This is a genomic window from Streptomyces collinus, from assembly GCF_031348265.1.
GTDB classification, from domain to species: Bacteria; Actinomycetota; Actinomycetes; order Streptomycetales; family Streptomycetaceae; genus Streptomyces; species Streptomyces collinus.
In genome coordinates this window covers 707736-733977 of sequence record NZ_CP133771.1, presented here as the reverse complement: position 1 = coordinate 733977, position 26242 = coordinate 707736, and the positions used below count along the sequence as shown (strand labels likewise).

The following is a 26242-nucleotide window of genomic DNA, read 5'->3' as shown; positions in this document are numbered from 1 at the left end:
CCGGTCGGCTAGTGGCGGTCGGTGACCCTGCGGGCCGACCGCCGACGTGAGCCGGGCCGGTGCACTGATGTCCGGGCGGGGACTCATGGGACATGGCCCGGCACCCGGCTCAGGTTCCGGGGAGGATACGGCGCGTTTCGTAGGCCCACATCGCGATCTCGACCCGGTTGCGGGCGCCGAGTTTGGCCATCAGGCTGGCCAGATGCGTCTTCACCGTGCTGAGGCTGATGTGCAGTGCATCGGCGATCTCGGTGTTGGTCAGTCCGCGAGCGACGGCGAGGAGCACCTGCTCCTCGCGGGCGGTGACGGGGGAGACCGGCTGGGCCACGGGCCGGCCGGCGGGCAGGTCCGCAAATGCCTGGAGCAGACGGACGGTGACGCTGGGCGCGATGAGCGCCTCACCGTCGGACGCCGACCGTACGGCCTGGGCCAGAAGGTCTGGTCCCGTGTCTTTGAGGAGGAATCCGCGGGCGCCGGCACGCAGTGAGCCGTAGACGTACTCGTCGAGGTCGAACGTGGTGATGACGACCACGGCCAGTGGGTCGGCGACGCCCGGCCCTGCGATCTGCCGGGTGGCCTCCAGCCCGTCGAGTACGGGCATGCGGATGTCGAACAGGCAGACGTCGGGGCGTAGTTCGCGGGCCAGACGTACCGCTTCCCGGCCGTCGGCGGCCTCGCCGACCACCTCGATGCCGGGCTGGGCGTTCAGCATGATCCGCAACCCGGTGCGGATGATCGTCTGGTCGTCAGCGACGAGGACGCGAATGGACACCGCTCTCGCTCCTCGCTCTCGGCAGTTCGGCTTCGACATGCCAGCCCCGGTCGGTACCCGGGCCGACTCGTAGTGTGCCGCCGAGCAGGGTCGCGCGCTCGCGCAGTCCGGTAAGTCCGTATCCGTCGCGACCCCGGCCGGTGCGCCGGCCGTTGTCGCGCACGCTCACCCGTACCGTGTGCCGTTCCGCGGCGACCCGAACGACGAGCTCGGTCGCGTCGACCGCATGGCGCAGCGCGTTGGTCACCGACTCCTGCACGATCCGGTAGACGGCCGCGTCCACGGCCGGGGGCAGCGCGTCCAGTTCGCCGTCGAGCCCCAGGTCGACCCTGAGGCGAGCACCCGGGGTGCGCACCAGGCGCTCCAGATCCGCGACTCCGGCAGGGGGTGCCAGCTCGGCGCCGACCCCGCGGTCGCGCAGCGCGGCGACCATGGCGCGCATTTCCTCCAGCGTGCGTGCCCCTTCCTCCTCGACCCCCTCCAGCGCCTCGACGGCGGCGGACGGGTCGGTGCCCGCGAGCACCCGGCCCGCCTGGGCGATGATCACCATGGCCGACACGTGGTGGGCCACCGTGTCGTGCAGTTCCCGGGCGAGCTGCTCGCGCTCGCGGGAGCGCACCTGCTCCAACTGCCGCTCGCCGGCAGTCACCCGGAACCGCACGGCAGCCCCGACCACGCCGGGCAGCAGCAGGAAGACGAAGCCGACGACATTTTCGAGGACCGGGGTCTCGTCCGTGACGGAACACAGCGCGCCGGCCGCGAGGATCACCGCGCCGCCCAGCACGATCTCGCGTCCCGATCCCCACCGGAGCAGCGCGTACACCAGCATGAGCACGACCGCGCCGGTGTACAGGCCGACGGGCTCGCGCGGTTCGGCGACGAGCGAGGCCACCTGAAGCAGGATCACCGAGCCGAACGCCAGCGTCACCATCGCCAGCGGGCGGGTCCGGCGCCACAGGAGCAGCAGGCACAGCCATATGGCGAACACCACCGCCACCGGCCGCCACACGACGTTCTCGCGCAGGGTGGCCTCCAGCGCCACCCCGGCAAGGCCCGCGGCGAGCAGCGCCCAGTCCCGCCGCACCCGGGCGGGCGCGTCGGGCGGCCGGGGTTCGGTCCACAGGGTTCGCAGGTCGTCTCGGAGCACGGTTCTCAGCCTAAGGACCGCGGCGTGCCGCGCATCGGCCGAAAGGACGGGTCGTCACTCCGCCCCCGGGCCGACGGATCCGCGGCCCGCGGGCCGATGCCGCGGAGCGCCGTGGCGACGAGCCTCGGCATCGGCGGCCGTACAAGGACGGCCGACGAGGTGGTTGGAGGACCCGATGCTCTCGAAAGCCCTGTTGCGCCTGGGCGCAAGCGCCGCCCGCCATCCCTGGCGGGTGATCGCGGCATGGCTGATCGCCGCCACGCTCGCCGTCCTCGCCGCCATCGCCTTCGGCGGGCGGACCGCGGACTCGATGACCGCTCCGGGACTGGACTCCCAGCGGGCCGCGGAACTGATCGAGCGGGCAGGCACCGGCCAGGAGGGGATGACCGCCCAAGTGGTCGTCACCCCCCTCGACGACGGTACGACCTTCTTCGACGACGACGGCGCGCGCACCGCTCTCACGCGGCTGCGGGCCGAGGTGAAGCGGCTGCCGCACGTGCTCGGCACGAGCGACCCGGCTGGGGCGCTCGACGCGGGCGGGGACACCGCCGTGCGCGACGGCCTCGTCTCGGCCGACGGGCGGATCGCGGTCGTCCGGGTGCAGTACCCCGACCAGAGCCGGCTGTCGGCCGAAGACCTCGACGCCCTCGTCGATCTCGGCGACCGGCTGCGCGCCGAACTGCCCCTGCGCATCGAGATGGGCGGGAACCTCTTCTACGCCTTCTCCGACCCCGACGGCGGCGCGAGCGAGCTGATCGGCCTCCTCGCCGCGGCCGCGATCCTGTTCCTGGCGTTCGGTTCGCTCGTCGCCGCCGCGCTCCCGATCGGCATGGCGGTCTTCGGGCTGACCGTCGGGGTCGCCACGATGACGGTACTGGCGGGGGTGACAGAGGTCCCCACCTTCGCGCCGGTCCTGGGCAGCATGGTCGGGCTCGGAGTGGGCATCGACTACGCGCTGTTCGTGCTCGCCAGGCACCGGGAGTACCTCGCGTGCGGGCTCGATCCGCAGGCGGCGGCCGGACGAGCGGTGGCAACGGCCGGGCGGCCGGTGGTCTTCGCCGGCGGCACCGTCGTCGTGTCGATCCTCGGCCTGGCGGTCGCGAACGTGCCGTTCATGACCGTGGGCGGGCTTGCCGTCTCGATCGTCGTCCTGACCATGGTGCTCGCGTCGGTGACGCTGCTGCCGGCCTTCCTCGGCGCGGCGGGCCCGCGCCTGGCCCGGGCCGGCCGGATCGGCCGGGCTCTGCAGACCAGGAAGCCGGGCCGACTCGCACGGCGGCGGGACCCGGTGGCAGGCGCCGCCCACGCCGCCGGGTGGCGTCGCTGGATCGGGCACGTCAGCCGGCACCCGGTGCCGTACGCGGTCGGCGCGGCGGGGCTGCTGCTGACCGCGACGCTGCCCGTGCTCGGCCTGCGCGTCGGCCTGCCCGACGACGGCTCACTGCCCCCCAGCCGTACCGAGCGCCGGGCCTACGACCTCGTCGCCGAGGGGTTCGGCCCGGGCACCAACGGTCCCCTCGTCATCGCGGCGGACCCCACCGGTGATCCGGGAGTGCTGGACCGACTCGTCGGGGCGGTCGCGGCGGATCCGGGCATCGCATCCGTCGCGCCGACGCACATCGATCGGGCCACCGGCATCGCGACCCTCGTGGTGTTCCCGACCACCAGCCCTCAGGACAAGGCCACGGCCGACACCATCGCCCGGCTGCGCACCGACGTGCTGCCCACGGCGATCGGGCACGGCCCGGCCAGGGCCCACGTCGGCGGCGCCGCCGCGAGCCTGTCCGATGTCGGCCAACGCACCAGCCAACGCCTGCCGGTGTTCGTCGCCGCCGTGCTGGCGATGTCGTTCCTGCTGCTGATGCTGGTCTTCCGCTCGATACTCGTACCGCTCAAGGCGGTACTGCTGAACCTGCTGAGCATCGGCGCGGCCTACGGCATCATGGTCGCGGTCTTCCAGTGGGGCTGGGGAGGAGCACTCATCGGGCTGGAAGCGACGGTTCCGATCGTGTCGTTCATCCCGATGTTCCTCTTCGCCATCCTGTTCGGCCTGTCGATGGACTACGAGGTGTTCCTCCTCTCCCGCGTACGCGAGGAGTACCTGCGCACCGGCGACAACGTCACGGCGATCGTGGAGGGCGTCTCGCGCACCGCCCGGATCATCACCTCGGCCGCCCTCATCATGGTGGCGGTCTTCCTGTCCTTCGCCGTCGCCGACGACCCCTCCACCAAAATGTTCGGGCTCGGCCTGGCCACCGCGATCTTCATCGACGCCACGGTCGTGCGCATGGTGCTGGTACCGGCGACCATGACACTCCTCGGCCGGACCAACTGGTGGCTGCCGAAGTGGCTGGACCGGATGCTTCCCCGCGGCCCGGTCGGCACCGACGCCACCGACGCGGAATCCACGGGTGAAGCCCCGCGTCCACGGCTGGTTGACCGTTGACTCAACTCCTGCCCGCCCATGGCGTCCGGCACCTCAGCGCGCCACCCAGGGCATATCGAGTCATGATCATCGGGTGGTCCTGGTGAGGTCCTTGATCCAGATCATCGAGGCGCGCAGGTGGAGACCGGCTTCGAGCTTGTGCCCGTTTTGCTCTTCGAGCGCCCTAGTCCGCGTAACGCGGCTCCCACTGCGCCCGGGCGACCGCCTCGCGGAGTTCTTCCTCCGTGGCCTGCGGGGCCACCCCGTCCTCGACGGCGGCGAGGGCCGCGGCCAGGGCGATCTCGCGGGCGGACTCCCGCATCCCGGCCAGCGGCGGCAGCAGCGGCACGGGGCCGTCGTCGCCGTCCGCCGCCCGCACGGCGCACCGAGCGACGGCCCGGGCTGCGGCCACGAGCATGCGGTCGGTGACCCGGGCGGCCCGGCTCGCGGTCACCGCGAGGCCCATGGCAGGGAAGACGTACACGTTGTTCGACTGCGCCACCGGCACCTCGTGCCCGTCGACCGTCAACGGCGGGAAGGGCGAGCCGGTGGCGATCAGTGCCCGCCCGTCGGTCCAGCGGGTGAGGTCCGCGGGCTCGGCCTCGGAGTGCGAGGTGGGGTTGGAGAGCGGGAAGACCACGGGCCGTTCGCAGGTCGAGGCCATCTGCCGCACGATCTCCTCGGTGAACGCGCCGTGTGCCGTCGACAGCCCGATGAGCGCCGTCGGCTCCACGCGGCGCACCACTTCGGCGAGACCGGTGCCGTCCCAGTCGGCCACCTCGCCCTCGTCCCGAGCGAACACCCGCTGCTGCGGGGTCAGTTCGGAGCGAGAGGACACCAGCAGGCCGTCGACGTCGAGGATCCAGAACCGGGCCGTGGCCTCGTCCTCCGGCAGGCCTTCGTCGATCATGGCCGTACGGATCATGTCGGCGACGCCGATGGCGGCCGACCCCGCGCCCAGGATCACCACGCGCTGCTCGGGCAGCGGCGTGCCGGCCACGTTCGCCGCGGTGGACAGGGCGCCGAGCGTGACGGCGGCGGTGCCCTGGATGTCGTCGTTGAACGTGAGCAGCCGGTCGCGGTAGCGGGCGAGGATCGGGTGGGCGTGTGCGGTGGCGAAGTCCTCCCACTGCAGCAGTGTCCCGGGCAGCTCCGCCTCGACCGCCGAGACGAACGCCTCGATCATCTCGTCGTATTCGGCGCCGGTCAGCCGCCGGTCGCGCCGGCCCAGGTAGCGGGGGTTGTCGAGCAGCGTCTCGTTGTCGGTGCCGACGTCCAGCAGGATCGGCAGGGTGCGGGCGGGGTGGATGCCGCCGATGGCCGTGTAGAGGCTGAGCTTGCCGATCGGGATGCCCATTCCGCCGACCCCCTGGTCGCCCAGGCCGAGGATGCGCTGCCCGTCGGTGACGACGATGACGTCCACGTCGTGGTCCCGGTGCGGGCGGTTGCGCAGGATGTCCCGGAAGCGGTGCCGGTCCTCCCAGGTCAGGAACAGACCGCGCGGCCGCCGGTAGATCTCGCTGAACTTCTGGCAGGCCTCACCCACCGTCGGCGTGTAGACGACGGGCAGCAGTTCCTCCAGGTACTCGGTGACCAGGCGGTAGAAGAGGACCTCGTTGGTGTCCTGGAGCTGCCGCAGGTAGATGTGCCGGTTGAGGGGCTTGTCGTAGCCGTGGAACGCCTCGTAGGCGCGGGCGACCTGCTCGTCCAGGCTCTCCACGGCGGGCGGCAGCAGCCCGTCGATGCCCAGCTCCTCGCGTTCGCGCCGGCTGAAGGCGGTGCCCCGGTTGACCAGGGGGTCGGCCAGGGTCGTCACGGCGGGGCTGGTGGTGGGGCGGGGGTGATGTGTGGGCTGATCCATGAGGTAACGCCTTCCCGTGACGCGCCGGTTCGTGCGGGTGACGTGTGCCATCCGGATGAATACCGGCCCCCTGGAAACGTCCCCCGGCCACCGATGAGTTCCGCACCGCCGTCCGGTCTACCTCTCCGTACGGCCCACCGCGCCCCAACGCCCCTCAGGAGACAGTGACATGAGTGTGACGACACCTCAGGCCCAGGCCCCGCGGACCCCGTCCGGCCTTCTCTCCACACGCCCCGTGTGGCTGGTCGGCATTCTGGCCACCCTCGCCGGAGCCGTCGTGACGGAGGCGTTCGCGCTCGTCGCGCGGGCCGCCGGTGTCCCGATGGAAGCCGCGAGCCCCGGGGCCACGGAGGCCGCGGAGATCCCGGTCGGCGGCTTCTTCGGCGGGGTGGTGTTCTGGTCGGTCGCCGGAATCGTCCTCGCGGTCGTCCTCGCCCGCTGGGCCAGGCAGCCCGCCCGCACCTTCACCGTGACCACCGTCGCCCTCACCGCACTGTCCCTCGCCGGCCCGGCCGTCGCCCCGCACACCGCCACGTCCACCCAGATCGTCCTCGCCGCGTCCCATGTGGTGGCCGCCGCGGTCGTCGTCCCGCTGCTGGCGCGCAGGCTCTCCTACGTGCGGCGCTGAACACGCCCCACCCCCTCCACGTCACCGACACGGGCCCGTCGCGCCTCGGCGCTGACGGGCCCGTCGCTGTGCTCCCGTCCCGCGCCGTCCCCTGCCCGCCACCCCGAACGGCCCAATCCCACTGCGCCGCAGGAGGCGACCGTCGATGAACGGTGTGACCGTGGTGGAAGGGATGCGTGTGCACCCAGGGACGAGGAGGCGCGATGGCGGCAGCATGGGCCGAGGGCGGCACGAAGAGCGCTGCCCCGAGGGGCGGCACCGGCCCGTCCCCGGGCGTCTTCGAGCAGCTCGGCTCCGTCGCCGACGCCGTCCTCTACGAGGGCTACCTCCTCTATCCCTACCGCCGCTCCTCCACCAAGAACCGCGTCCGCTGGCAGTTCGGCGTGCTGTTCCCCCGGGACTGGGTGGAGGCGGACGGCCCCGTCACGCCCGGCGTCTCCGGCTCCGCCGACTCCTGGTACCAGCAGACCGAGTGCCTGCTGCGGGTGCGGCAGCCTGGCAGCGCCCGCGTCCGGGTACGCGTGCGCCACCTGCAGATGCAGCGCAAGCAGGTGCAGGAAGCAGGCCACCGCCCCGTCGAGTCCCTGCGCACCGGCGACGGCACGGTACATCTGACCTTCGACGAGGCCCTGCCACGCGAGTGCGAGGTGGAGGTTCCGCTCGACGAACTCCTGCGGGGCGGACACACCTTCGCGGTGGGCGCCGCGGCAGGTGAGGACGTCGAGACACTGCCGGAAGGCGCCGGGCGGGTGGTGCGCACCCGCGAGGAGCTCCGGGCCGAGACCACCGTCACCGCCGACCGGCTCTCCGACGACCTCTGCCGGATCCGCGTACGGACCACCAACACCGCGCCCGCCCCGCCACCGCGCACCACCCGCGACGAGGCGCTGCGCCGGGCCCTCATCGCCACCCACACCCTCCTCGGCGGCGACGGGGCGGAGTTCGTCTCGCTGATCGATCCTCCGGCCGGCCTGGAAGCACCCGTGCGCGCGTGCCGCAACGAGTTCACCTTCCCCGTGCTCGGCGGCGAGGCCGGCGACACCGGACCCGTCGTGCTGTCCGCGCCGATCATCCTGCCCGACCACCCCCAGGTCGCCCCCGAAAGCCCGGGCGACCTGCACGACGCCGCGGAGATCGACGAGATCCTCACCCTGCGCACGATGCTGCTGACCGACGAGGAGAAACGCGAGGCGCGGGCCACCGACCCGCGGGCCGCGGCCATCCTCGACCGGGTCGACACCATGCCGCAGGAGGTCTTCGAACGACTGCACGGCGCCGTCCGCTCCCTGACACCGGCCACCCCGACGGCGCGCGCCGGCCGGCTTCCTGATGCCGTCGGCTCTCCGGCACCGGGCACCCTCGCCGCGACGCCCGCGGACCGGCTGTCCGGCGCACCGGTCACCCTCGCCGCGACGCCCGCCGACCGGCTGTCCGGCGCTGCCGGCTCTCCGGCCCCGGCCACCCCCACCGCACCCGCCGACCGCCCCGCCTGGTGGCAGGAGGGTGCCGACGACGGGCTCTCCCCGGCCAGCGACACCGTGCTCGTCGACGGCGTCCCCCTCGGCGGCGGCAGCCGGGTCCGGCTCCGCCCCCGGGGACGTGGCGCCGACGCCCAGGACATGTTCCTGGCCGGGCGCACCGCCGAAGTCGCCGCCGTCTTCCACGACGTGGACGGCAGCGTGCACCTCGCCGTCACCCTCGACGACGACCCGGCCGCCGAACTCAACAACTGGTACGGCCGCTTCCACTACTTCCGGCCCGACGAGCTCGAACCCCTCGGGCCCGCCGGATTCCCGGACGAGCCGTCGGCACCGGCTCCCGCCGCAGCTCCGGCGCGGCACACGTCCGACTCCGAGACCCCCGCAGCGGAGGCCGAGTGACATGACCACCCACAGCAGCACCGCCGAAGTCAGCAAGGAACCCGAACGGTCCGAGGACCGGCAGGGCATAGACGAGATCCACATCCTCTGGATCTCCGAGGGCATGAGCTGTGACGGCGACACCGTCTCGCTCACCGCCGCCGACCAGCCCTCCATCGAGGACCTGGTGCTCGGGCTGATCCCGGGTTTGCCGAAGGTGAACCTGGTCAACAAGGTGCTCTCGCCCAGCCTGGGCGGCGAGGACTTCCTCGCGCCCTACCGGGCGGCCGTACGCGGCGAACTGGGCCCGTTCATCCTCGTCATCGAGGGCTCGATCCCCAACCAGAACATCATCGAGGGCGACGGCTACTGGACGTCCTTCGGCAACGACCCGGAGACCGGCGAGCCGCAGACGCTCAACTGGTGGATCGACCAACTGGCCCCCAAGGCCTGGGCGGTGGTCGCCGCCGGCACCTGCGCCACCTTCGGCGGCATCCACGCCATGTCCGGCAACCCCACGGGCTGCATGGGCCTGGCCGACTACCTGGGCTGGGACTACACCTCCCAGGCCGGCCTGCCCGTCGTCAACGTGCCCGGCTGCCCGATCCAGCCCGAGAACTTCATGGAGACCCTGATCTGGGTTCTCTACCACGCGGCCGGCTCCGCACCCCCGCCGCCGCTCGACCACATGCTCCGCCCGCAGTGGCTGTTCGGGAAGACCGTCCACGAGGGCTGCGACCGCGGCTCGTACTACGAGCAGGCCAACTTCGCCAAGGACTACAACTCGCCCAAGTGCCTGGTCAAGACGGGTTGCTGGGGTCCGGTCGTCAACTGCAACGTGCCCAAACGCGGCTGGATGGCCGGCATCGGCGGCTGCCCCAACGTCGGCGGCATCTGCATCGGCTGCACGATGCCCGGCTTCCCCGACGCGTTCATGCCGTTCATGGACGAGCCCCCGGGCAGCACCCTGTCGTCCCTCGCCGTCAAGCCGTACGGAGCCGTCATCAGCAGGCTGCGCGGCATGACCAACGAACTCGTCAACCACGAGCCCAAGTGGCGCCACAACAAGCGCAAGCTGACCAGCGGTTACGACCCGCGCTGGCGCCCCTGATGAAACCCGCGACCCCACCCACCACCGACAGCGAGGGGCAGTACCGCAGATGACCACCACCGAGGCCCGGCCCACGGACCGCAAGCCGCCACAGCTCGTGGACATGTCCTGGGACCCGATCACCCGGATCATCGGGAACCTGGGCATCTACACGAAGATCGACTTCGCCAACCGGGAAGTCGTCGAATGCCACAGCACCTCGTCGCTCTTCCGCGGCTACTCGGTGTTCATGAAGGGCAAGGACCCGCGCGACGCCGGGTTCATCACGTCCCGGATCTGCGGCATCTGCGGCGACAACCACACCACCTGCTCCGACTACGCCCAGCAGATGGCCTACGGCGTCAAGCCGCCCCCGCTGGCCGAGCACATCGTCAACCTCGGCGAGGCCGCCGAGTACATGTTCGACCACACGATCTTCCAGGACAACCTGGTCTTCGTGGACTTCTGCGAGGCCATGGTCAAGGCCACCAACCCCGGTGTCCTGGCCCGCGCCGAGCGTACCGAGGCACCCCGCGGCGAGATCCACGGCTACCGCACGATCGCCGACATCATGAAGGCCTTCAACCCCTTCGAGGGCGAGGTCTACAAGGAGGCCCTGAAGGTCAGCCGGGTCACCCGCGAGATGTTCTGCCTGATGGAGGGACGGCACGTCCACCCCTCCACGCTGTACCCGGGCGGCGTCGGCACGATGCCGCAGCCGACCGTCTTCACCGACTACCTCAGCCGCCTGATGCGGGTCATCGACTTCGTGAAGAAGGCCGTCGCCATGAACGACGACGTCTTCGACTTCTTCTACGAGGCGCTGCCCGGCTACGAGGAGGTCGGCCGCCGCCGCACCCTGCTGGGCTGCTGGGGCGCCTTCCAGGACCCCAAGGTCGTCGACTACCGCTACGAGACCATGAACACCTGGGGCAAGGCGATGTACGTCACCCCCGGCATCATCGTGGACGGCGAACTGGTCACCAACAACCTCGTCGACATCAACCTCGGCCTGCGCATCATGCTGGGCAGTTCCTACTACGAGGACTGGGTCAACGAGGACCCCTTCGTCACCCACGACCCGCTCGGCAACCCCGTCGACATGCGCCACCCGTGGAACCAGACGACCGTCCCGGTGCCGCAGAAGCGCGACTTCGACGACAAGTACAGCTGGGTGATGAGCCCCCGTTGGCTCGACCAGCGCACCGGCGACCACCTCGCCCTCGACACCGGCGGCGGCCCCCTCGCCCGCCTGTGGTCGACGGCGCTCAGCGGCCTGGTCGACACCCCGTACATCAAGGCCACCGGCCACAGCGTGCGCATCTCCCTGCCCAAGGGCGAGTCGCTGCCGGAGACCACCCTGGAGTGGCGCATCCCGCAGTGGAGCAACACCATCGAACGCGACCGCGCCCGGCCGTACTTCGTCGCCTACGCGGCCGCCATGGCCCTGCAGTTCCTCGAAGAGGCCATGGGCATGGTGCGCGCGGGCGAGACCAAGGTGTTCGAGAACTACGAGGTGCCCGACGAGGCGATCGGCTGCGGCTTCCACGAAGCGGTGCGCGGCGTCCTCTCCCACCACCTGGTGATCAAGGACAAGAAGATCGCCAACTACCACCCGTACCCGCCCACCCCGTGGAACGCCAGCCCCCGCGACATGTACGGCACCCCCGGCCCGTACGAGGACGCCGTCCAGGGCCAGCCCATCTTCGAGGAGAACGGGCCGGACGACTTCAAGGGCGTCGACATCATGCGCACGGTCCGTAGCTTCGACCCCTGTCTGCCGTGCGGTGTGCACATGTACGTCGGCAAGGGCAAGACGCTGACCACGCTGCACTCGCCGACGTACGGGGCGAACCATGGCTGAGGCCCCCGGCGCACGGCTGGCGGACCCGGACGTCGAGGCCCGCCTCGGCCGGCTCGACGAGCTGCTGGAAGGCCTCGAATCCGCGCCCGGCCCCACGACACGCTCCGCGACCGAAGCTGTGGCCCTGCTGACCGAGGTCTACGGCGAGGCCCTGGCGCGCGTCATGGACCACGCGGACGAGCGGGTGGCCGAGCGCCTCGCCGAGGACGAACTGCTCGGGCACCTGCTGGTGCTGCACGACATCCACCCCGAGCCCGCCGAACGGCGGGCGGCACGCGCGGTCGAACGGCTGCGGCCCGCCGTACAGGAACGCGGCGGCGACGTGGAGTGGGCCGGGGTGGAGGGGCAGGTCGCCCGGGTGCGTCTGACCACGGGCGGCGGCGGATGCGGGTCCGGCTGCGGCGGCGGAGGTGACGAGGTTTCCGACGCGGTCCGCGCGGCGGTGCTCGCCGCGGCGCCCGAGCTGACGGCGGTGGAGCCCCTGACCGAGACGGCCCCCGCCTTCGTCCCGCTGACCACGCTGACGCTCCGGAGCGCACCGTGACCACCGACGGGGCACTGGCCCGCCTCATCCGCTCCTCGGCCGACCGCACCGCGGCGGCCCGGACGGAGGTGTGCGACCTGTGCGCCGCACCGGTCGCCGACGAGCACGCCCACCTGTACGACACCGGGCAGGAGGAGGTGCGCTGCGCCTGCGGCCCCTGCTCGGTGCTGTTCGCCGACGCGGCGGCGGGGGACGGCCAGTACCGGCTCGTGCCCCGGCGCCGGCTCCGGCTGGCCAAGGTCGACACGGCCGTCCTGGGCGTACCCGTCGGCCTGGTCTTCTTCGTGCCCCGGGCGGACGGCACCGTCACCGCCGAGGGCCCGAGCCCCGCGGGAGCCATGCGGTGGGAGGTGGAAACGGCGGCCTGGCAGGAGCTGGCCAGGACGTGTCCGCAGCTCGCAACCGTGGAACCCGAGGTGGAGGCCCTCCTGGTGAACACCGTCCACGGCCTCGACGAGCACTGGATCGTGCCGATCGACGACTGCTACCGGATGATCGCCGTCGTGCGCCGGGAGTGGCGCGGCCTGTCCGGCGGCGGCCGGATCTGGCCGGCCGTCGAGCAGTTCTTCGAGGACCTCACCGAGCGGTCATAGCCACGCACTCCGCAGGTCGGAGGCGAGGAAGGAGAACATCCCATGGGCAGCATCAGAGTGGGCCGGCCCCAGGCGAAGCCCGACACCCCCCGGCATGTCGCCGGCATGCACCAGGGCAACAAGGGCCCGCGCGAGCAGCAGAAGGGCCACCACGAGGACGGCACCGCCGACGCGCGCCGCTCCACAGGCATCCACTGGAAGCGGCATGACGCCCTCGCGGAGACCATGCCGAACATCTCGCCGGGATGAACACCGTGATGAGAACGAGCAGGGAGTCACTGCGATGAAACGAGTACGCAGACCCGTCGCGCGCAGGCGGGGCGCAATGAGCGGACAGCGGGTGCTGAAGGCCGAGGCCGTCGTGGTGGGCGGTGTGGCCCTGGCCCTGCTGTGCTGGGAGTGGCCCAGCCTGAGGCGCGAGGTGCGGCTCTGGCGGATGGCCGGCGGATTCCGCGCCGGCAACCGCTACCCGTGAGCCGGCCGTGCACGAACTGTCGATCGCGACCGCGATCATCGAGCGGGCCGACGAACTGGCCCGGGCGGACGGGACGGGCGCCGTCTCGAAGGTGACCGTCCGGGTCGGCGAACTGGCCGGCGTCGTCCCCGACGCCCTGGACTTCGCCTTCGAGGTGGCCCGCGACGGCACCGCCCTCGCCGGGGCCCGGCTCGTCGTCGAGCAGATCCCCGCGCAGGCCTGGTGCGGCCCGTGCGCCGAGGAGTTCCCGGTGGGCATGCCCCCGTTCTTCTGGTGCCCGCGCTGCGACCAGCCCTCCAGCGACCTGCGCAGCGGCCGGGAACTGGAGATCGCCGGGATCGAACCGGTACCGGTGTAGCCAACAGGCGAAGGGCCCCGCCGATCCACCGGCGGGGCCCTTCGTCCTGTCCGGCGGTCAGCAGATGCGCGGCAGCTGCTCCCCGAGCGGCAGGTCCACCACCCGCGTCCCGCCGAGCCCGGTGGCGACCACCACCATCCCCGGGTGCTCGGCGACGCACTCACCGATCAGCGTCGCCCCGGCACCCTGCGGATGGGCCCGCATCGCCGCCAGCACCTCCTCCGCCTCCGACGGCGGCACGAAGGCGACCAGCCGCCCCTCGTTGGCCACGTAGAGCGGATCGAGCCCTAGGAACCCACAGGCGTTCGCCACCGCGTCCGGCACCGGGATCGCCCGCTCCTGCAGCCGGACACCGGTCCCGGAGGCCCGTGCGATCTCGTTGAGGGACGCGCCCAGGCCGCCCCTGGTGGGGTCGCGCAGCACATGCACGTCCGGGGTGACGGCCAGCATCTCCGCCACCAGGCCCGCCAGCGGCGCGGTGTCGCTGGCGACCTCCACCCCGAACTCCAGCCCCTCCCGGACGCTCATGATCGCCACGCCGTGCAGCCCGATCGGGCCGCTGACGATCACCGCGTCACCGGGCCGGGCACGCTGCGGCCGGACGTCCACCCCGGCGGGTACGAGCCCCACACCGGCGGTGGTGACGTACACGCCGTCGCCGTGCCCGGACTCCACCACCTTGGTGTCACCCGTGGCGATCGTGACCCCGGCGGCCTCGGCAGCCGCCCCCATCGAGCGGGCGATCCGCTCGACGACCGACAGCTGCACGCCCTCCTCCAGGACGAAGGCCGCCGAGAGGTACGCGGGCACGGCACCGCTCATCGCGAGGTCGTTGACGGTCCCGTTGACCGCGAGGTCGCCGAGGCAGCCGCCGGGGAAGAACAGCGGCCGGACCACGTAGGAGTCGGTGGAGAAGGCCAGCCGCGCGCCGCCCAGTTCGAGGACGGCGGAGTCGGCGAGCCCGGCCAGGGTGGCGTTGCCGTAGGCCGGGGTGAAGATCTGCTCCATCAGCTCCGCGGACAGCGCACCCCCGCCGCCGTGCCCCATGACCACCACCCCCTGGTCGCGCAGCGGGGCGGGGCAGGTCCAGTTGGCCGGGTCGACCACCTCGGAGAGTCGCTCAGGCAACGGGGGTCACCTCCTGCTGCGCGGTGCCGCCGGCCTGCGGCGCCGGGGCGTTCATCCGGCGGTAGAGGTAGTAGGCCGCGCAGGCGCCCTCGCTGGAGACCATGGTGGCGCCGAGCGGGGTGCGCGGGGTGCAGGTGGTGCCGAACGCGCCGCACTCGGTCGGCTTGATCAGACCCTGCAGCACCTCGCCGGCCCGGCACTCGGCGGGCTCCTCGGTACGGATGCCGCTCACGTCGAAGCGGTGCTCCGCGTCGTACGCGCGGAAGGCGTCGGTCAGCCGCCAGCCGCTGGCCGGGATCCGCCCGATGCCGCGCCAGTTCCGGTCGGTGACCTCGAAGACCTCCTCGATCATGCGCACCGCGGCCGGGTTGCCCTCCTCGCGCACGGCACGCGGGTAGGCGTTCTCCACCCGGTGCTCACCGCGCTCCAGCTGGCGGACCGCCCGGCGGATGCCCTCCAGGATGTCCAGCGGCTCGAAGCCCGTCACCACCATCGGCACCCGGAACCGCTCGGCCAGCTCCGGGTACTCGGCCATCCCCATCACGCTGCACACGTGCCCGGCGGCCAGGAAGCCCTGCACCCGGCACTCGGGCGCCGTCATGATCGCCTCGACGGCTGGGGGGACCCGCACGTGCGACACCAGCAGGCTGAAGTTGGACAGGCCGAGCCTGCGCGCCTGGTGCACGGCCATCGCGTTGGCCGGGGCGGTGGTCTCGAAGCCGATCGCGAAGAACACCACCTCCCGGTCCGGGTTGCGGCGGGCCAGCTCCAGGGCGTCCAGCGGCGAGTACACCACCCGTACGTCGCCGCCCTCGCCCTTGACCCGGAACAGATCGCGGTCGGTGCCCGGCACCCGGAGCATGTCGCCGAAGGAGCAGAAGATCACCCCGGGCCGCGAGGCGATCTCCAGCGCCTTGTCGATGACCTCCAGCGGCGTGACACAGACCGGGCAGCCGGGCCCGTGGATCAACTCGACTTGTTCGGGCAGCAGTTGGTCGATGCCGTGCCGGATGATCGAGTGGGTCTGGCCGCCGCACACCTCCATCAGGGCCCAGGGCCGGGTGGCGGTGGCACGGATCTCGTCCAGCAGCCGCCGCGCCAGCTGGGGGTCGTTGAACTCGTCGATGTACTTCACCGGGCCTCACTCCCGCTGTCCTGGGGCTCCGCCGCCGCACGCTCTGTCGCGAGGGTGTCGCCCGCCTCCTTGGCCGCCTGCTCCCAGGCGTCCCCGAACTCCTCCTCCAGCAGCCCCAGTTCCTCGAAGAGTTTCAGGGAGGCCAGGGCCGACTCCTCGTCCAGACGCTGGAGCGCGAAGCCGACGTGCACGATGACGTACTCACCCACCTTCACGTCGGACACGTACTCCAGGCACGCCTTCTTCTGCACGCCGCCGAAGTCGATCAGCCCGGTGAGCGGTTCGGCACTGTCGTCGATGGCGACGACCTTGCCCGGCACTGCCAAACACATGGGTCACTCCTCCTGTCGTAGGTGCGCCGCGACCACCAGCTGGCCGAGGGCCAGCCCGCCGTCGTTGGGCGGGACTTCGCCGTGCCGGAGCACCGCGAAGCCGTCTTCGGCCAGCAGCCGCGCGCACTCCTCCTCCAGCAGCGCGTTGGCGAACACACCGCCGCTGAGGGCGACGGTGGCCAGACCGGTGTCCTGACGCGCCCGCCGGCAGACCTCCGCCACCGCCCGCGCCACGCCGCGGTGGAAACGGGCCGCGAGCACGGCGGCCGGGGTGCCGCGCCGCAGATCGGTGATGAGGGCGCCGAGCACGGGTGCCGGGTCGAGTCCGCCGGCGAAGGCGTACGCGGCCGTGTCGGCGCCCCACGCCGAAGCGGCCGCCGCCTCCAGCTCCAGCGCGGCCTGCGCCTCGTACCCCGCGCGGTGGCACACGCCGGCCAGCGACGACACGGCGTCGAAGAGGCGGCCCATGCCGGAGGTCGGCACACAGGCCAGACCGCCGGTCAACTGCCTTTGGAGCACGGCCCGTTCGTCCGGCGCGCACGCGGTCACGCACGGCAGGTCCGCGTCCCACGGCAGCCCCGCCGCCCACAGCCGGGCCAGGGCCAGTCGGCACGGGTTGGCGACGCCCGCGTCGCCGCCGGGCAGCGGGGCGGGGGAGAGGCGGGCGTAGCGCCGGAAGCCGGTGTAGCCGGCGAGGAGGACCTCCCCGCCCCAGACCGTGCCGTCGTCGCCGTAGCCCGTGCCGTCGAAGGCGACACCGATCACCGGGGTCGTGCCGTCGAGGCCGTGCTCGGCCATCGCGGAGGCGATGTGCGCGTGGTGGTGCTGCACCAGCACGGGCGCACGTCCGGCCAGCCGGGCGGCCCACCGCGTCGAGTGGTACCCGGGGTGCCGGTCCGCGGCGACCAGTTCGGGGCTCACGCCGGTCAGGCCGCGCAGCCGCGCGTCCGCCCGCCGGGCCGCCTCCAGGGTGGCCAGATCGCCCATGTCGCCGATGTGCGGCCCGAACCAGGCCTGGTCGCCCGCGCCGAGGCACAGGGCGTTCTTGAGGTCGCCGCCCACGGCGAGGGCGGGCCGCACCGGGACCGGCAGTCGCAGCGGGCGGGGCACGTACCCCCGGGACCGGCGCAGCACCTGCTCGGTGCCGTCGGGCCGCACCCGCAGCAGGGAGTCGTCGCAGGGCGAGGCGATGGGCCGGTCGTGGGCGAGCCAGGCGTCGGCCAGCCCGGCGAGCCGGGTCAGCGCCTCGTCGTCGTCCGTGACGATCGGCTCCCCGGAGCGGTTGCCGCTCGTCATGACCAGCATGCGCGGGCCGGGCGGGTCACCGGGCAGGCCGAACAGCAGGGTGTGCACGGGCGTGTAGGGCAGCAGCACGCCGAGGTGCGGGCTGCCGGGGCAGACGCCGGGCGCGAGACCGTTCGCCTCCGGGCGCCGGCGCAGCAGGACGATGGGGCGCCGGGGGCCGGTGAGGGCGGCCAGTTCGGACGGGGAGACCTCGGCGATCCGCCGTACCTCGTCGAGGTCCGCGCACATCACCGCGAACGGCTTGCCGCCGCGTGCCTTGCGGGAGCGCAGGGTGTCGACGGCCCGGGCGTCGGTGGCGTCGCAGGCCAGGTGGTAGCCGCCGAGGCCTTTCACGGCGACGATCCGCCCGGCCGTCAGCAGCAAACGCGCCGATGCCAGCGCCTCGGCGTCCCGCGCCGGGCGCACCCCGCTCCCGGACGCCGGCACCAGACGCAGCCGGGGACCGCACCCGGGGCAGGCCACCGGCTGGGCGTGGAAGCGCCGGTCCAGGGGATCGCCGTACTCCCGGGCGCACTCGCCGCACATCGGGAATCCGGACATGGTCGTGACCGCCCGGTCGTACGGCATGCCCGTGGCGATGGTGAAACGGGGGCCGCAGTGAGTGCAGGTGACGAACGGGTGCCGGTGCCGGCGGTCGGCCGGATCGCCCAGTTCGCGCAGGCAGTCCGCGCAGGCCGCTGTGTCGGGCGGGAGGAGGGTGCTGCCGGGGGAGCAGTCGGTGGCGCGGATGGTGAAGGTGCCGTCGACGCCGGTGACGGGCAGTTCCTCGACCCCGACGCCGGTGACGGAGGCCAGCGGCGGGGCCTCCTCGGCCAGCCGGTCGCAGAAGGTGCCGACGCCGTCCGGCGGACCCTCCACCTCGATGAGGACACCGCTTGCCGTGTTGCTCACGAAGCCCGTGAGCGCGAGGTCGGTGGCGAGACGGTGCACGAAGGGCCGGAAGCCCACGCCCTGCACGGTGCCGCGCACGGTGACGCGGCGGCGCACGGCCCGGGTGACGGGCGCTGTCACGGGACGAGGCCGGCTTCGGCGCCCTCGTGGGTGTGGGTGTGGGTGTGGGTGTGGGGGCGGGGTGCCAGGGGCGGCCGGTGGGCCGGGGCCGCGTCCCGGACGGCCAGCACGCGTTCCAGCAGGGCGTCGACGCCGGCGCCGGTGCGGGCGCAGGAGCGGAGCACCTCCACCCCCGGGTTGACCCGCTGGACGTTCGCCTCGAAAGCCGCCTCGTCGAACCCGGCCGGCCCGGCCAGATCGGTCTTCGTCAGCACCACGAGATGGGCGGAGCCGAAGGCCGTGGGGTACTTCAGCGGCTTGTCCTCGCCCTCCGTCACCGCCATGAGCACGATCCGCAGGCTCTCGCCGAGGTCGTAGGACGCGGGGCAGACGAGATTGCCGACGTTCTCCACGAACAGCAGTGACGTGCCCTCGGGCAGCCAGCTCTCCACATGGCCGCGCAGCTGCCGTGCCTCCAGATGGCACAGGCCGTCCGTCAGCAGCTGCTTCACCGGGGCGCCCGAACGGGCCAGCCGGCCGGCGTCGTTCTCGGTCGCCAGGTCGGCGGTGAGGGCGGCCACCGGAAGACTCCGCTCCACCGCCCTGGCCAGCACCCGCCCGAGCAGTTCCGTCTTGCCGCTGCCCGGGCTGGACAGCAGGTTGACCACGCTCACACCGCGCCGGGCCAACGTCTCACGCAGGTCCGCGGCCAGACCGTCGTTCTTCGCCAGGACGGCCCGGGTGACCTCGTCCACGGAATCGCACATGGGCGCCGCTCCTCGCGGGTCGGTAGGGAAATCGTTCCGCTACCGATCCTCCGCGCCGCCGCTCACCATGCCCGGCAGCCCGGCCGACGACAGGGGTGCGGATTCGTCCGGGCGGCTCAACGGGGGCGTGGCGGCCGGGTCGGCGAGCAGCACCGGCACCATGGTGTGCAGCGCCGCGACCGCCCGACCGACCGCCTCCCGCACCGTCGCGCTGATGCCCGGCGCGATGTCCTCGTCGGCGGGTGCCCGCAGCTCGGGCTCACAGGCCAGGACCAGGACGCGGGGGAGGGGCTCGTCGCCCAGGTGGGCGGCCAGGGCGAGGACCTTCGCCGGGTCCATGCCGTGCGCCTCGGGCGGGGCGCCGGCCGTGGAGCCGTCGGGCAGGTCCGGCTCGATCAGCGACAGTGTGCCCGGCTCGTGCCCCCGCACGGACGCGTCGACCAGGACGGCCGTGTCGTAGCCGTCGAGCAGTTCGTACGCCAGGTCCATGCCGCGGATGCCGAAGTCTCGCACCCGTACCTCCGGCGGCAGCGGGTCCTGGTCCAGGGCGCGGATCACCTCGGGGCCGAAGGCGTCGTCGGCGAGGAAGATGTTGCCGACCCCCGCCACGAGCAGCCGCGCGCTCATCGCACGTCCCCGGTGGCCAGCGGCCGGGCGGAGCCGTTCGGGAGCTTGCGGACGAAGGCGGACCGCAGCGCGTGATAGGGCGCCTCGGGGTCGAAGAAGACGGCCCGCATCTGGGCGAGTTCGGCCCGCCGGTACTCGGCGAGGGGCCGCGTCAGCTCGTCCGCGTGACGGGTCGTGGGCTTGGCGGTGATCCGGCGCGGAAGGTCCGGGTCCGCGGCCAGGTCGGCGGCCAGGCGCTCGACCTCGGGGGCGAACTCCCGGGCCGCGACGGGCAGCAGGCGGTCCACCAGCCCGAGGCGCTCGGCCGTCGCGGAGCTCACCGGCAACGCCTCGGTCGTCAGCCGCTCGGCCGTCTCGGCACCCACCCGGCGGGGCAGCGAGTACGTCCAGTACTCCGATCCGTACAGGCCCATGTTCCGGTAGTGCGGATTGAGGACGCTGCCCGTGCGGCACCAGACCTCGTCGGCGGCCAGGGCGAGCATGACGCCGCCCGCCGCCGCGTTGCCGCCGAGGGCCGACACCACCAGCCGGTCGGTGGTGCGCAGCACCGCCTCGACCAGGTCGTTCATGGCGTTCAGGTTGGACCAGGACTCGCCCGCCGGGTCGCCCGCCGCCTCGATGACGTTGAGGTGGATGCCGTTGGAGAAGAAGTCGCGGGCGCCGCCGAGCACCAGGACCGAGGTGGGGCGGGTGAGGGCGTACCGCCAGGCGGCGAGCAGCCTGCGGCAGTGGGTGGTGCTCATGGCCCCGCCGGGGAACGAGAAGGCGAGGAAGCCGACCTGCCCGCGCTGCCGGTAGCGGATGTCGGTCCAGGTGGTGCGCTCCGGGGGCAGTTCGAGCGGGGCGGCGATCTCGGGCAGCCAGTACGGGCGGTCGTACGAACCCGGCATGCCCGGGCCGCTGCCGGGCGGGGCCGGGAACCCGGCGAGCACCGAGGCCGCCGGGCGGCGGAACGGCGCGGGGTCACCGGAGCTCTTGCGTGGACGCAGCTCCGGGATCCACACCGCGCCGTCCCGGGTGGCCCGGCAGACCGCGCCGGCCCGGGTCGCGAGCAATTCCCCGGGCTCCCCGCGCAGCCGGTCCTCGGGGTGCCCGCCGTGCAGGAACACCTCCTGGCCGCAGATCTCGTCCCGGACGCCGGGCTGCGAGTCGGCTCCGCGCAGCTTGCGCAGCACTGTCGCCGTGCTGTCGTTCTCCCAGTCGATCCGGCGCTGGTCCTGGCGGAAGTAGTCCCGCCACAGAACGTGGGCCCCGGGTTCGCTCTGCGGGCGCGGCTTGTACGATCCCTCGGCGTAGCGCCGCACGGCCAGCAGCACGGCGGCCGTGGCGGCGTCCGCCACCTCGTTGCGGTACATGTCGCTCTTGCCCGTCGGCGGCACCGGGAAGGTGCCGTCCGCCCACACGTCCCCCGCGTCCATGGCCGCCTCGGCCTGGAGCACCGTCACGCCCCACTCGGACGCCTCCTCGGCGATCGCCCAGTCCAGCGACGACGGGCCCCGGTCGCCGGGCGGCCCCGGATGCACGATCAGGCAGGTGTGCTCCCGCCACACGTCCTCCGGCAGGGCCGACTTCAGCATCGGGGCGACGATCAGCTCCGGGCACCCCTCGCGTACGGCGGCCCGGACCGCGTCGGGGCCGTGCGAGGCGAGCACGACGTCCACGTGGTGCCCCTCGTCCGACAGTTCGGCGAACACACGCTGGGTCAGGCTGTTGAACGCGCTGGCGACGAGCAAGATGTCCATGACACGGCATGGTCGCCCGTAGGGGGAGGACAGCGAAGGACCACGGCGGCGTTTCGCGGCCCTCATGCGCTTCCGGCCGAACGGGCACGCGGGTGCTGCGGGCTTCCGGGCTTCGCCGGAGGCCAGGGCCTCGCGCGGCCGGGCCGCGCTGCCTCGCCCGTCGGTTGCGAGGGCCGTGCGGCCCGGCCGGGGGATACACCCTGTCGCCCGTCACCCGGGCCGACGGGGGTCGGCCATGCGCCGAGGCCGGGGCGACGGGGGTCGGCGATGGACCGGGGCCGGGGCGAGGCGCGAGGCCGGGTCGACGGGGGCCGGCTATGGACGGGGCCGGGGCGAGGCGCGAGGCCGGGCCGATGGCGCGAGACCTGGCCGACGACGGCCGGCCACGCACCGAGACCGGGCGCTCGGCCTGGAGATGCCGTCGCCTGCCCCGCCCTGCCCTCAGGGGCCGACGCCCCGGACCGCGCGGACGGCACCCCGGTCGGCCTCGGCGTCCGCGCGTCCACCGCCCTGGGGCGCTCGCCCGGCCCGCTGGGTCCTGACACCCGCGATCGCGCAACCGCGTGTCGCTCCGACGCGCACAGGCGCCCCGGCACGAGGCGCCCCGCTCGCTCCACCCTGTTCCCCTTGCCCGGGCCGTACGCCTGACGCACGCTGTTCGTATGGGTGCGCAAGACGGCCCAACGCTCATCAACTCCGTCCAGCGGGCCATGCGGCTGCTGGAGGCGGTGAGCGCGCACGAGAACGGCGCCCCGGCCAAGCAGCTGGCGCGCGAGACGCGCCTGCCCCTGGCCACGACCTATCACCTGCTGCGGACCCTGGTGCACGACGGGTACGTGCGCAAGCTGGACGACGGTGGCTTCATCCTCGGCGACAAGCTCCAGACCCTGCAGTCCACCGGGCGCGCCCAGGCGCTGCTCAGCCGGGTCCGGCCCACCCTCGCAGCCCTGCGGGACGAACTCGCGACCGCCGCCTACCTCACCTTCTACGAGGAGGGCGAGATCCGGGTCGCGGAGATCGTCGACGGCCCCGGTACCCCGCGTGTCGATCTCTGGGTGGGTTTCGAGGACGCGGGGCACGCCACCGCGCTGGGCAAGTCCGTCCTGCGCGAACTGGACGAGGAGGCCCGCAGGGACTACCTGTCCCGCCACCACCTCGCCGACCTCACCCCGCGGACCATCACCAGCCTCCCGGAACTGCTCCGGCGACTGGAGACCCCGCCGCTGGCCCCGGCCATCACGGACCTGGAGGAGTACTCCCTCGGCACGGTCTGTGTCGCCGTCCCGGTCTACAGCGGGGACACCGTCGGCTCCCTCGGTGTCTCGCTGCCGTCGAACCGGCTCTCCCGGCTGCCGGAGATCCGCGAACGGCTGCTGCCGACCGCGAGCCGCGTGACGAGAGGCCTCTCGCTCACTATCTGAAAATCCGCTCCTTGCCCGCGCCCCGGCCCACCCCGTTCTCTGGATGAAACGGACATTCCGTGGGCGCGCCCCGAGCCTCGCGCCCCGCTCACAGGTGAGGACCCGATAGGAACATGAGCCATGCGCGAGACCTCGGTGGCGGTCGCCGGCCTGCACGGCCGTTCAGTGTCCGAGTGGCCGGTGCCAGGACGTCGGCCCGCAAACGCGTGCTCGCGCAGCTGGCCGCCGGCACTCCGGCCCTGCCCGCGCTGGTCGTCTGCGTCGTCGTGCTCTCCGGCCTCGCCGACGGTGCCGGGATGATCTGGCTGCCCCTGCTCGTGGCCGGTCCCGCTCTGGCGGCGACGACCAACGGGCCGCGGGGTGTCTTCTGGGCCGGTTTCCTCACCGCGCTGCTCGGCGCCCTGCTCGGGGTCCGGGACGGTGTGCCGGGCCGGGAGCTGGCCGCCGTGCTGGCGGCCCTGGTGACGGTCACCCTCGCGAGCGGCCTGGCCAGCGTCCTGCGCGGGCGGCGGGAACGGGTGCTCGCCGCCGTCCGCTCGGTCGCGGAGACCGCCCAGCACGCGCTGCTCAAGCCCGTGCCGGCGAGGGTCGGGCCGTTCCAGGCGGCCGTCCGCTACAGCGCGGCGGCGGCCGAGGCACGGATCGGTGGGGACCTGTACGCACTGATATCCACCCCGCACGGCGTTCGGCTGATCGTCGGCGACGTACGCGGCAAGGGGCTTCCGGCCGTGGGAACCGCGGCGCTGGTGCTCGGTGTCTTCCGGGAAGCCGCCCACGACGAACCCGACCTCCTCGCCGTGGTCGAGCGGATCGAGCGGAGCCTCGCCCGCAACCTCGGCCACGACGACTTCGTCACCGCCGTGGTCGCCGGGTACCCGCGGGACGGGCACCTGGAGGTCGTGAACTGCGGGCACGCGCCCCCGCTGCTGGTCAGCGCGTCAGGGAGCATCAGCGCCGTGGAGCCCCCGCACCCGGCCCCGCCGCTCGGCCTGCGCGCGCTCGCGGGCCACACACCCGGGCTCCAGACGCTGCCCTTCGCCGACGGCGACCAACTGCTGCTCTACACCGACGGCGTCACCGAGGCCCGCGACGGCGGACGGGCCTTCTATCCGCTCGCCGAAGGGCTGGAACGCCACGTCTCCCACGAGCCGGCGCGCACCCTGGACGCCCTGCACGACGAACTGCTGGCCCACGTGGGTGGCCGGCTGCACGACGACGCGGCCCTGCTCCTGATCCGCAAACCGGTCGCCGGCCGGGCGGTGGCACCCGGGGCGGGCCACCCCGGCCCCACCGCCGCCCGGGCGGCCGAGGCGAAGTGCTGCTCCTGAGAACTGCCGCCTGCCGCGGCGGATCACGCCTCGCGCAGGTCCTTCACCCGGCGGATCTTGCCGACGGAGCGTTCCAGGGTCTCCGGTTCGACGGTCGTCACGTCGGCGGTGATGCCGATGCCGTCCTTGACGGCCTTGGCGATCGCCCCGGCCGCGGCTTCGCGCTGCTCGGGGCCGGCGTCGGGGCGGGTCTCGACGAGGACGGTCATGTGGTCCAGGCGACCGCGCCGGGTCAGCCGGATCTGGAAGTGCGGGGCGACGCCGGGCGTGCGCAGCACGATCTCCTCGATCTGGCTGGGAAAGACGTTCACCCCGCGCAGGATGATCATGTCGTCGCAGCGGCCGGTGATCTTCTCGATGCGGCGGAACGCGGGCCGGGCCGTGCCGGGCAGCAGCCGGGTCAGATCACGGGTCCGGTAGCGGACGACAGGCAGGGCCTCCTTGGTCAGGGACGTGAAGACCAGCTCGCCCTCCTCGCCCTCGGGCAGCACCTCACCCGTGATGGGGTCGACGACCTCGGGGTAGAAGTGGTCCTCCCACACGTGCAGCCCGTCCTTGGTCTCCACGCACTCCTGGGCGACACCCGGCCCGATCACCTCGGACAGGCCGTATATGTCGATGGCGTGGATGTCCGTCCGCTCCTCGATCTCGCGGCGCATCTCCTCCGTCCACGGCTCGGCACCGAAGATGCCCACCCGCAGACTGCTCGCGCGCGGGTCGAGGCCCTGGCGCTCGAACTCGTCGAGCAGGGTGAGCATGTAGGACGGGGTGACCATGATGATCTCGGGCCGGAAGTCCTGGATGATCTGCACCTGGCGCGCGGTCATGCCGCCGGAGGCCGGGATCACCAGACAGCCGGCGCGCTCCGCGCCGTAGTGCGCGCCGAGGCCGCCGGTGAACAGCCCGTACCCGTAGGAGATGTGCACCTTGTGGCCCGGGCGCCCGCCGGCGGCGCGGATCGAGCGGGCGACGAGGTCGGCCCACATCGACAGGTCGTTCTCCGTGTAGCCGACCACCGTGGGGCGGCCGGTGGTGCCGCTGGAGGCGTGCACGCGCCGCACCCGGTCCATGGGGACGGCGAACATGCCGAAGGGGTAGGTGTCCCGGAGATCGGCCTTCGTGGTGAAGGGGAACCGGGCGAGGTCCTCCAGCGAGCGGCAGTCGTCGGGAGAGACCCCGGCGGCGTCGAACTTCTTCCGGTACGTCTCCACGTTCTCGTAGGCGTGCCGCAGGCTCCGGCGCAGGCGGTCGAGCTGGAGCTCGCGCAGCTGCTCGCGCGTCAGGCGCTCCGTGTCGTCGAGCAGATCGTGGGGGAGGGGCTCGCCGCGCCGCTGTCCCCCGGGCGCCGTGGCCCCGGAGGCCGTCGTCTCGCTGGTCATCTATGACTCCTCCGGGCTCGTGCTCCTGATGCTCCGGCTGCGGCCCCGGAACTCCGCGATCACCTCGTCGCCCCGCCGGACCGTCACGTCGTAGAGGCCGCTGCGCCCGTAGCGGGTGCGCTCCTCGGCCCGGGCCACGAGTTCGTCACCCTCGTACGCGGGGGCCACGAAGGTGATGTCCGCGCCCGCCGCGACGGTCACCGGGCCGTGGCTGTTGCAGGCGCAGGCGAAGGCGCTGTCGGCGAGCAGGAAGACATAGCCGCCGTGGACGATCCCATGGCCGTTCACCATCGCCGGGGTCACGGTCATCCGCAGCGTGGCGGTCCCCTCACCCTGCTCCCGCAGCTCGATCCCGAGCCCGCGGGAGGCCTCGTCCGCGGCGAACATCGCCTCCGCGGGCGGCCTCGCGTCAACGGTATGGGTCACTTCTCGCACCACCTCACGTACCGACCGAACATTCGGTTAGCTGGCG

24 protein-coding genes are annotated in these 26242 nt (G+C 72.9%); 12 read left to right on the top strand and 12 right to left on the bottom strand.

The features are described from left to right. Positions 1–109: 109 nt before the first annotated feature. The gene (locus RFN52_RS03320; RefSeq protein ID WP_184842084.1) at positions 110–772 is read right to left on the bottom strand and encodes a response regulator; all 663 of its coding nucleotides are present in this window, start codon (positions 770–772) and stop codon (positions 110–112) included. Next, positions 747–1919, bottom strand: coding sequence for a sensor histidine kinase (locus RFN52_RS03315; protein WP_184842081.1), 1173 nt, complete (start codon positions 1917–1919; stop codon positions 747–749). Before RFN52_RS03315 ends, RFN52_RS03320 begins: the two co-directional genes overlap by 26 nt. A 175-nt stretch (positions 1920–2094) precedes the next feature. Between RFN52_RS03315 and RFN52_RS03310 the strand changes: the two genes are divergently transcribed. After that, positions 2095–4365, top strand: a complete 2271-nt coding sequence (locus tag RFN52_RS03310) for an MMPL family transporter (protein ID WP_184842077.1) — start codon at positions 2095–2097, stop codon at positions 4363–4365. Positions 4366–4528: 163 nt separating this feature from the next. On the opposite strand, the gene RFN52_RS03305 is transcribed toward RFN52_RS03310, so the two are convergent. Next, positions 4529–6205, bottom strand: coding sequence for an NAD-dependent malic enzyme (locus RFN52_RS03305; RefSeq protein ID WP_184842074.1), 1677 nt, complete (start codon positions 6203–6205; stop codon positions 4529–4531). Between the two features lie 169 nt (positions 6206–6374). On the opposite strand from RFN52_RS03305, the gene RFN52_RS03300 reads away from it, so the two are divergent. From RFN52_RS03300 to hypA, 9 genes are all read left to right on the top strand, one after another. Next, complete coding sequence (locus RFN52_RS03300; protein WP_184842071.1) at positions 6375–6833, top strand: DUF6069 family protein; 459 nt, start codon at positions 6375–6377, stop codon at positions 6831–6833. Positions 6834–7036: 203 nt separating this feature from the next. Next, complete coding sequence (locus RFN52_RS03295) at positions 7037–8713, top strand: hypothetical protein (protein ID WP_184842069.1); 1677 nt, start codon at positions 7037–7039, stop codon at positions 8711–8713. Position 8714: 1 nt separating this feature from the next. Then, a complete protein-coding gene (locus RFN52_RS03290; protein ID WP_184842065.1) occupies positions 8715–9803 on the top strand; it encodes an NADH-quinone oxidoreductase subunit B family protein in 1089 nt (362 codons plus the stop codon). Between the two features lie 49 nt (positions 9804–9852). Then, complete coding sequence (locus RFN52_RS03285) at positions 9853–11646, top strand: nickel-dependent hydrogenase large subunit (RefSeq protein WP_184842062.1); 1794 nt, start codon at positions 9853–9855, stop codon at positions 11644–11646. Then, complete coding sequence (locus tag RFN52_RS03280; RefSeq protein WP_184842059.1) at positions 11639–12190, top strand: NifU-related iron-sulfur-binding protein; 552 nt, start codon at positions 11639–11641, stop codon at positions 12188–12190. Before RFN52_RS03285 ends, RFN52_RS03280 begins: the two co-directional genes overlap by 8 nt. Beyond that, entirely contained in the window at positions 12187–12783 is a 597-nt protein-coding gene (locus RFN52_RS03275; RefSeq protein ID WP_184842056.1) for a DUF5947 family protein, read from the top strand. The genes RFN52_RS03280 and RFN52_RS03275 overlap by 4 nt, the downstream gene beginning before the upstream one ends. Before the next feature lie 42 nt (positions 12784–12825). Beyond that, on the top strand, positions 12826–13032 hold the full coding sequence (locus tag RFN52_RS03270; protein ID WP_107460245.1) for a hypothetical protein: 207 nt from the start codon (positions 12826–12828) through the stop codon (positions 13030–13032). A gap of 76 nt (positions 13033–13108) precedes the next feature. After that, positions 13109–13258 (top strand): hypothetical protein, encoded by a 150-nt coding sequence (locus RFN52_RS03265; protein WP_184842053.1) that lies wholly within the window; start codon positions 13109–13111, stop codon positions 13256–13258. 7 nt (positions 13259–13265) lie between these two features. Next, complete coding sequence (hypA, locus tag RFN52_RS03260; protein ID WP_184842050.1) at positions 13266–13616, top strand: hydrogenase maturation nickel metallochaperone HypA; 351 nt, start codon at positions 13266–13268, stop codon at positions 13614–13616. A gap of 57 nt (positions 13617–13673) precedes the next feature. Here the strand turns inward: hypA and hypE are convergent, their stop codons facing one another. The 7 genes from hypE to RFN52_RS03225 are packed head-to-tail and all read right to left on the bottom strand — an operon-like array spanning position 13674 to position 21642. Continuing rightward, positions 13674–14744, bottom strand: coding sequence for a hydrogenase expression/formation protein HypE (gene hypE / locus RFN52_RS03255; protein WP_184842047.1), 1071 nt, complete (start codon positions 14742–14744; stop codon positions 13674–13676). Continuing rightward, the gene (hypD, locus tag RFN52_RS03250) at positions 14737–15879 is read right to left on the bottom strand and encodes a hydrogenase formation protein HypD (protein ID WP_184842044.1); all 1143 of its coding nucleotides are present in this window, start codon (positions 15877–15879) and stop codon (positions 14737–14739) included. The genes hypE and hypD overlap by 8 nt, the downstream gene beginning before the upstream one ends. Then, a complete protein-coding gene (locus RFN52_RS03245; protein ID WP_229857049.1) occupies positions 15876–16211 on the bottom strand; it encodes a HypC/HybG/HupF family hydrogenase formation chaperone in 336 nt (111 codons plus the stop codon). The genes hypD and RFN52_RS03245 overlap by 4 nt, the downstream gene beginning before the upstream one ends. A 3-nt stretch (positions 16212–16214) precedes the next feature. After that, the gene (gene hypF / locus RFN52_RS03240) at positions 16215–18527 is read right to left on the bottom strand and encodes a carbamoyltransferase HypF (protein ID WP_184842041.1); all 2313 of its coding nucleotides are present in this window, start codon (positions 18525–18527) and stop codon (positions 16215–16217) included. Continuing rightward, positions 18524–19273 carry a hydrogenase nickel incorporation protein HypB gene (gene hypB / locus RFN52_RS03235; protein WP_184842038.1) on the bottom strand — a complete coding sequence of 250 codons (750 nt, stop codon included), beginning with the start codon at positions 19271–19273 and terminating at the stop codon, positions 18524–18526. The genes hypF and hypB overlap by 4 nt, the downstream gene beginning before the upstream one ends. Before the next feature lie 39 nt (positions 19274–19312). Beyond that, entirely contained in the window at positions 19313–19900 is a 588-nt protein-coding gene (locus tag RFN52_RS03230; protein ID WP_184842035.1) for a hydrogenase maturation protease, read from the bottom strand. Then, positions 19897–21642 carry an enoyl-CoA hydratase-related protein gene (locus RFN52_RS03225; RefSeq protein WP_184842032.1) on the bottom strand — a complete coding sequence of 582 codons (1746 nt, stop codon included), beginning with the start codon at positions 21640–21642 and terminating at the stop codon, positions 19897–19899. The genes RFN52_RS03230 and RFN52_RS03225 overlap by 4 nt, the downstream gene beginning before the upstream one ends. A 662-nt stretch (positions 21643–22304) precedes the next feature. Here RFN52_RS03225 and RFN52_RS03220 point away from each other — a divergent pair. Both RFN52_RS03220 and RFN52_RS03215 read left to right on the top strand, forming a co-directional pair. Further along, positions 22305–23063, top strand: a complete 759-nt coding sequence (locus RFN52_RS03220; RefSeq protein WP_161367896.1) for an IclR family transcriptional regulator — start codon at positions 22305–22307, stop codon at positions 23061–23063. Between the two features lie 113 nt (positions 23064–23176). Then, positions 23177–24391, top strand: a complete 1215-nt coding sequence (locus RFN52_RS03215; RefSeq protein WP_184842029.1) for a PP2C family protein-serine/threonine phosphatase — start codon at positions 23177–23179, stop codon at positions 24389–24391. A 23-nt stretch (positions 24392–24414) separates the two neighbouring features. Here RFN52_RS03215 and paaK read toward each other — a convergent pair whose 3' ends face one another. Both paaK and paaI read right to left on the bottom strand, forming a co-directional pair. Continuing rightward, entirely contained in the window at positions 24415–25770 is a 1356-nt protein-coding gene (gene paaK, locus RFN52_RS03210) for a phenylacetate--CoA ligase PaaK (RefSeq protein WP_184842026.1), read from the bottom strand. Beyond that, positions 25771–26157: a hydroxyphenylacetyl-CoA thioesterase PaaI gene (gene paaI, locus RFN52_RS03205; RefSeq protein WP_184853767.1), complete on the bottom strand. Its 387-nt coding sequence runs from the start codon at positions 26155–26157 to the stop codon at positions 25771–25773. Between the last annotated feature and the right edge of the window lie 85 nt (positions 26158–26242).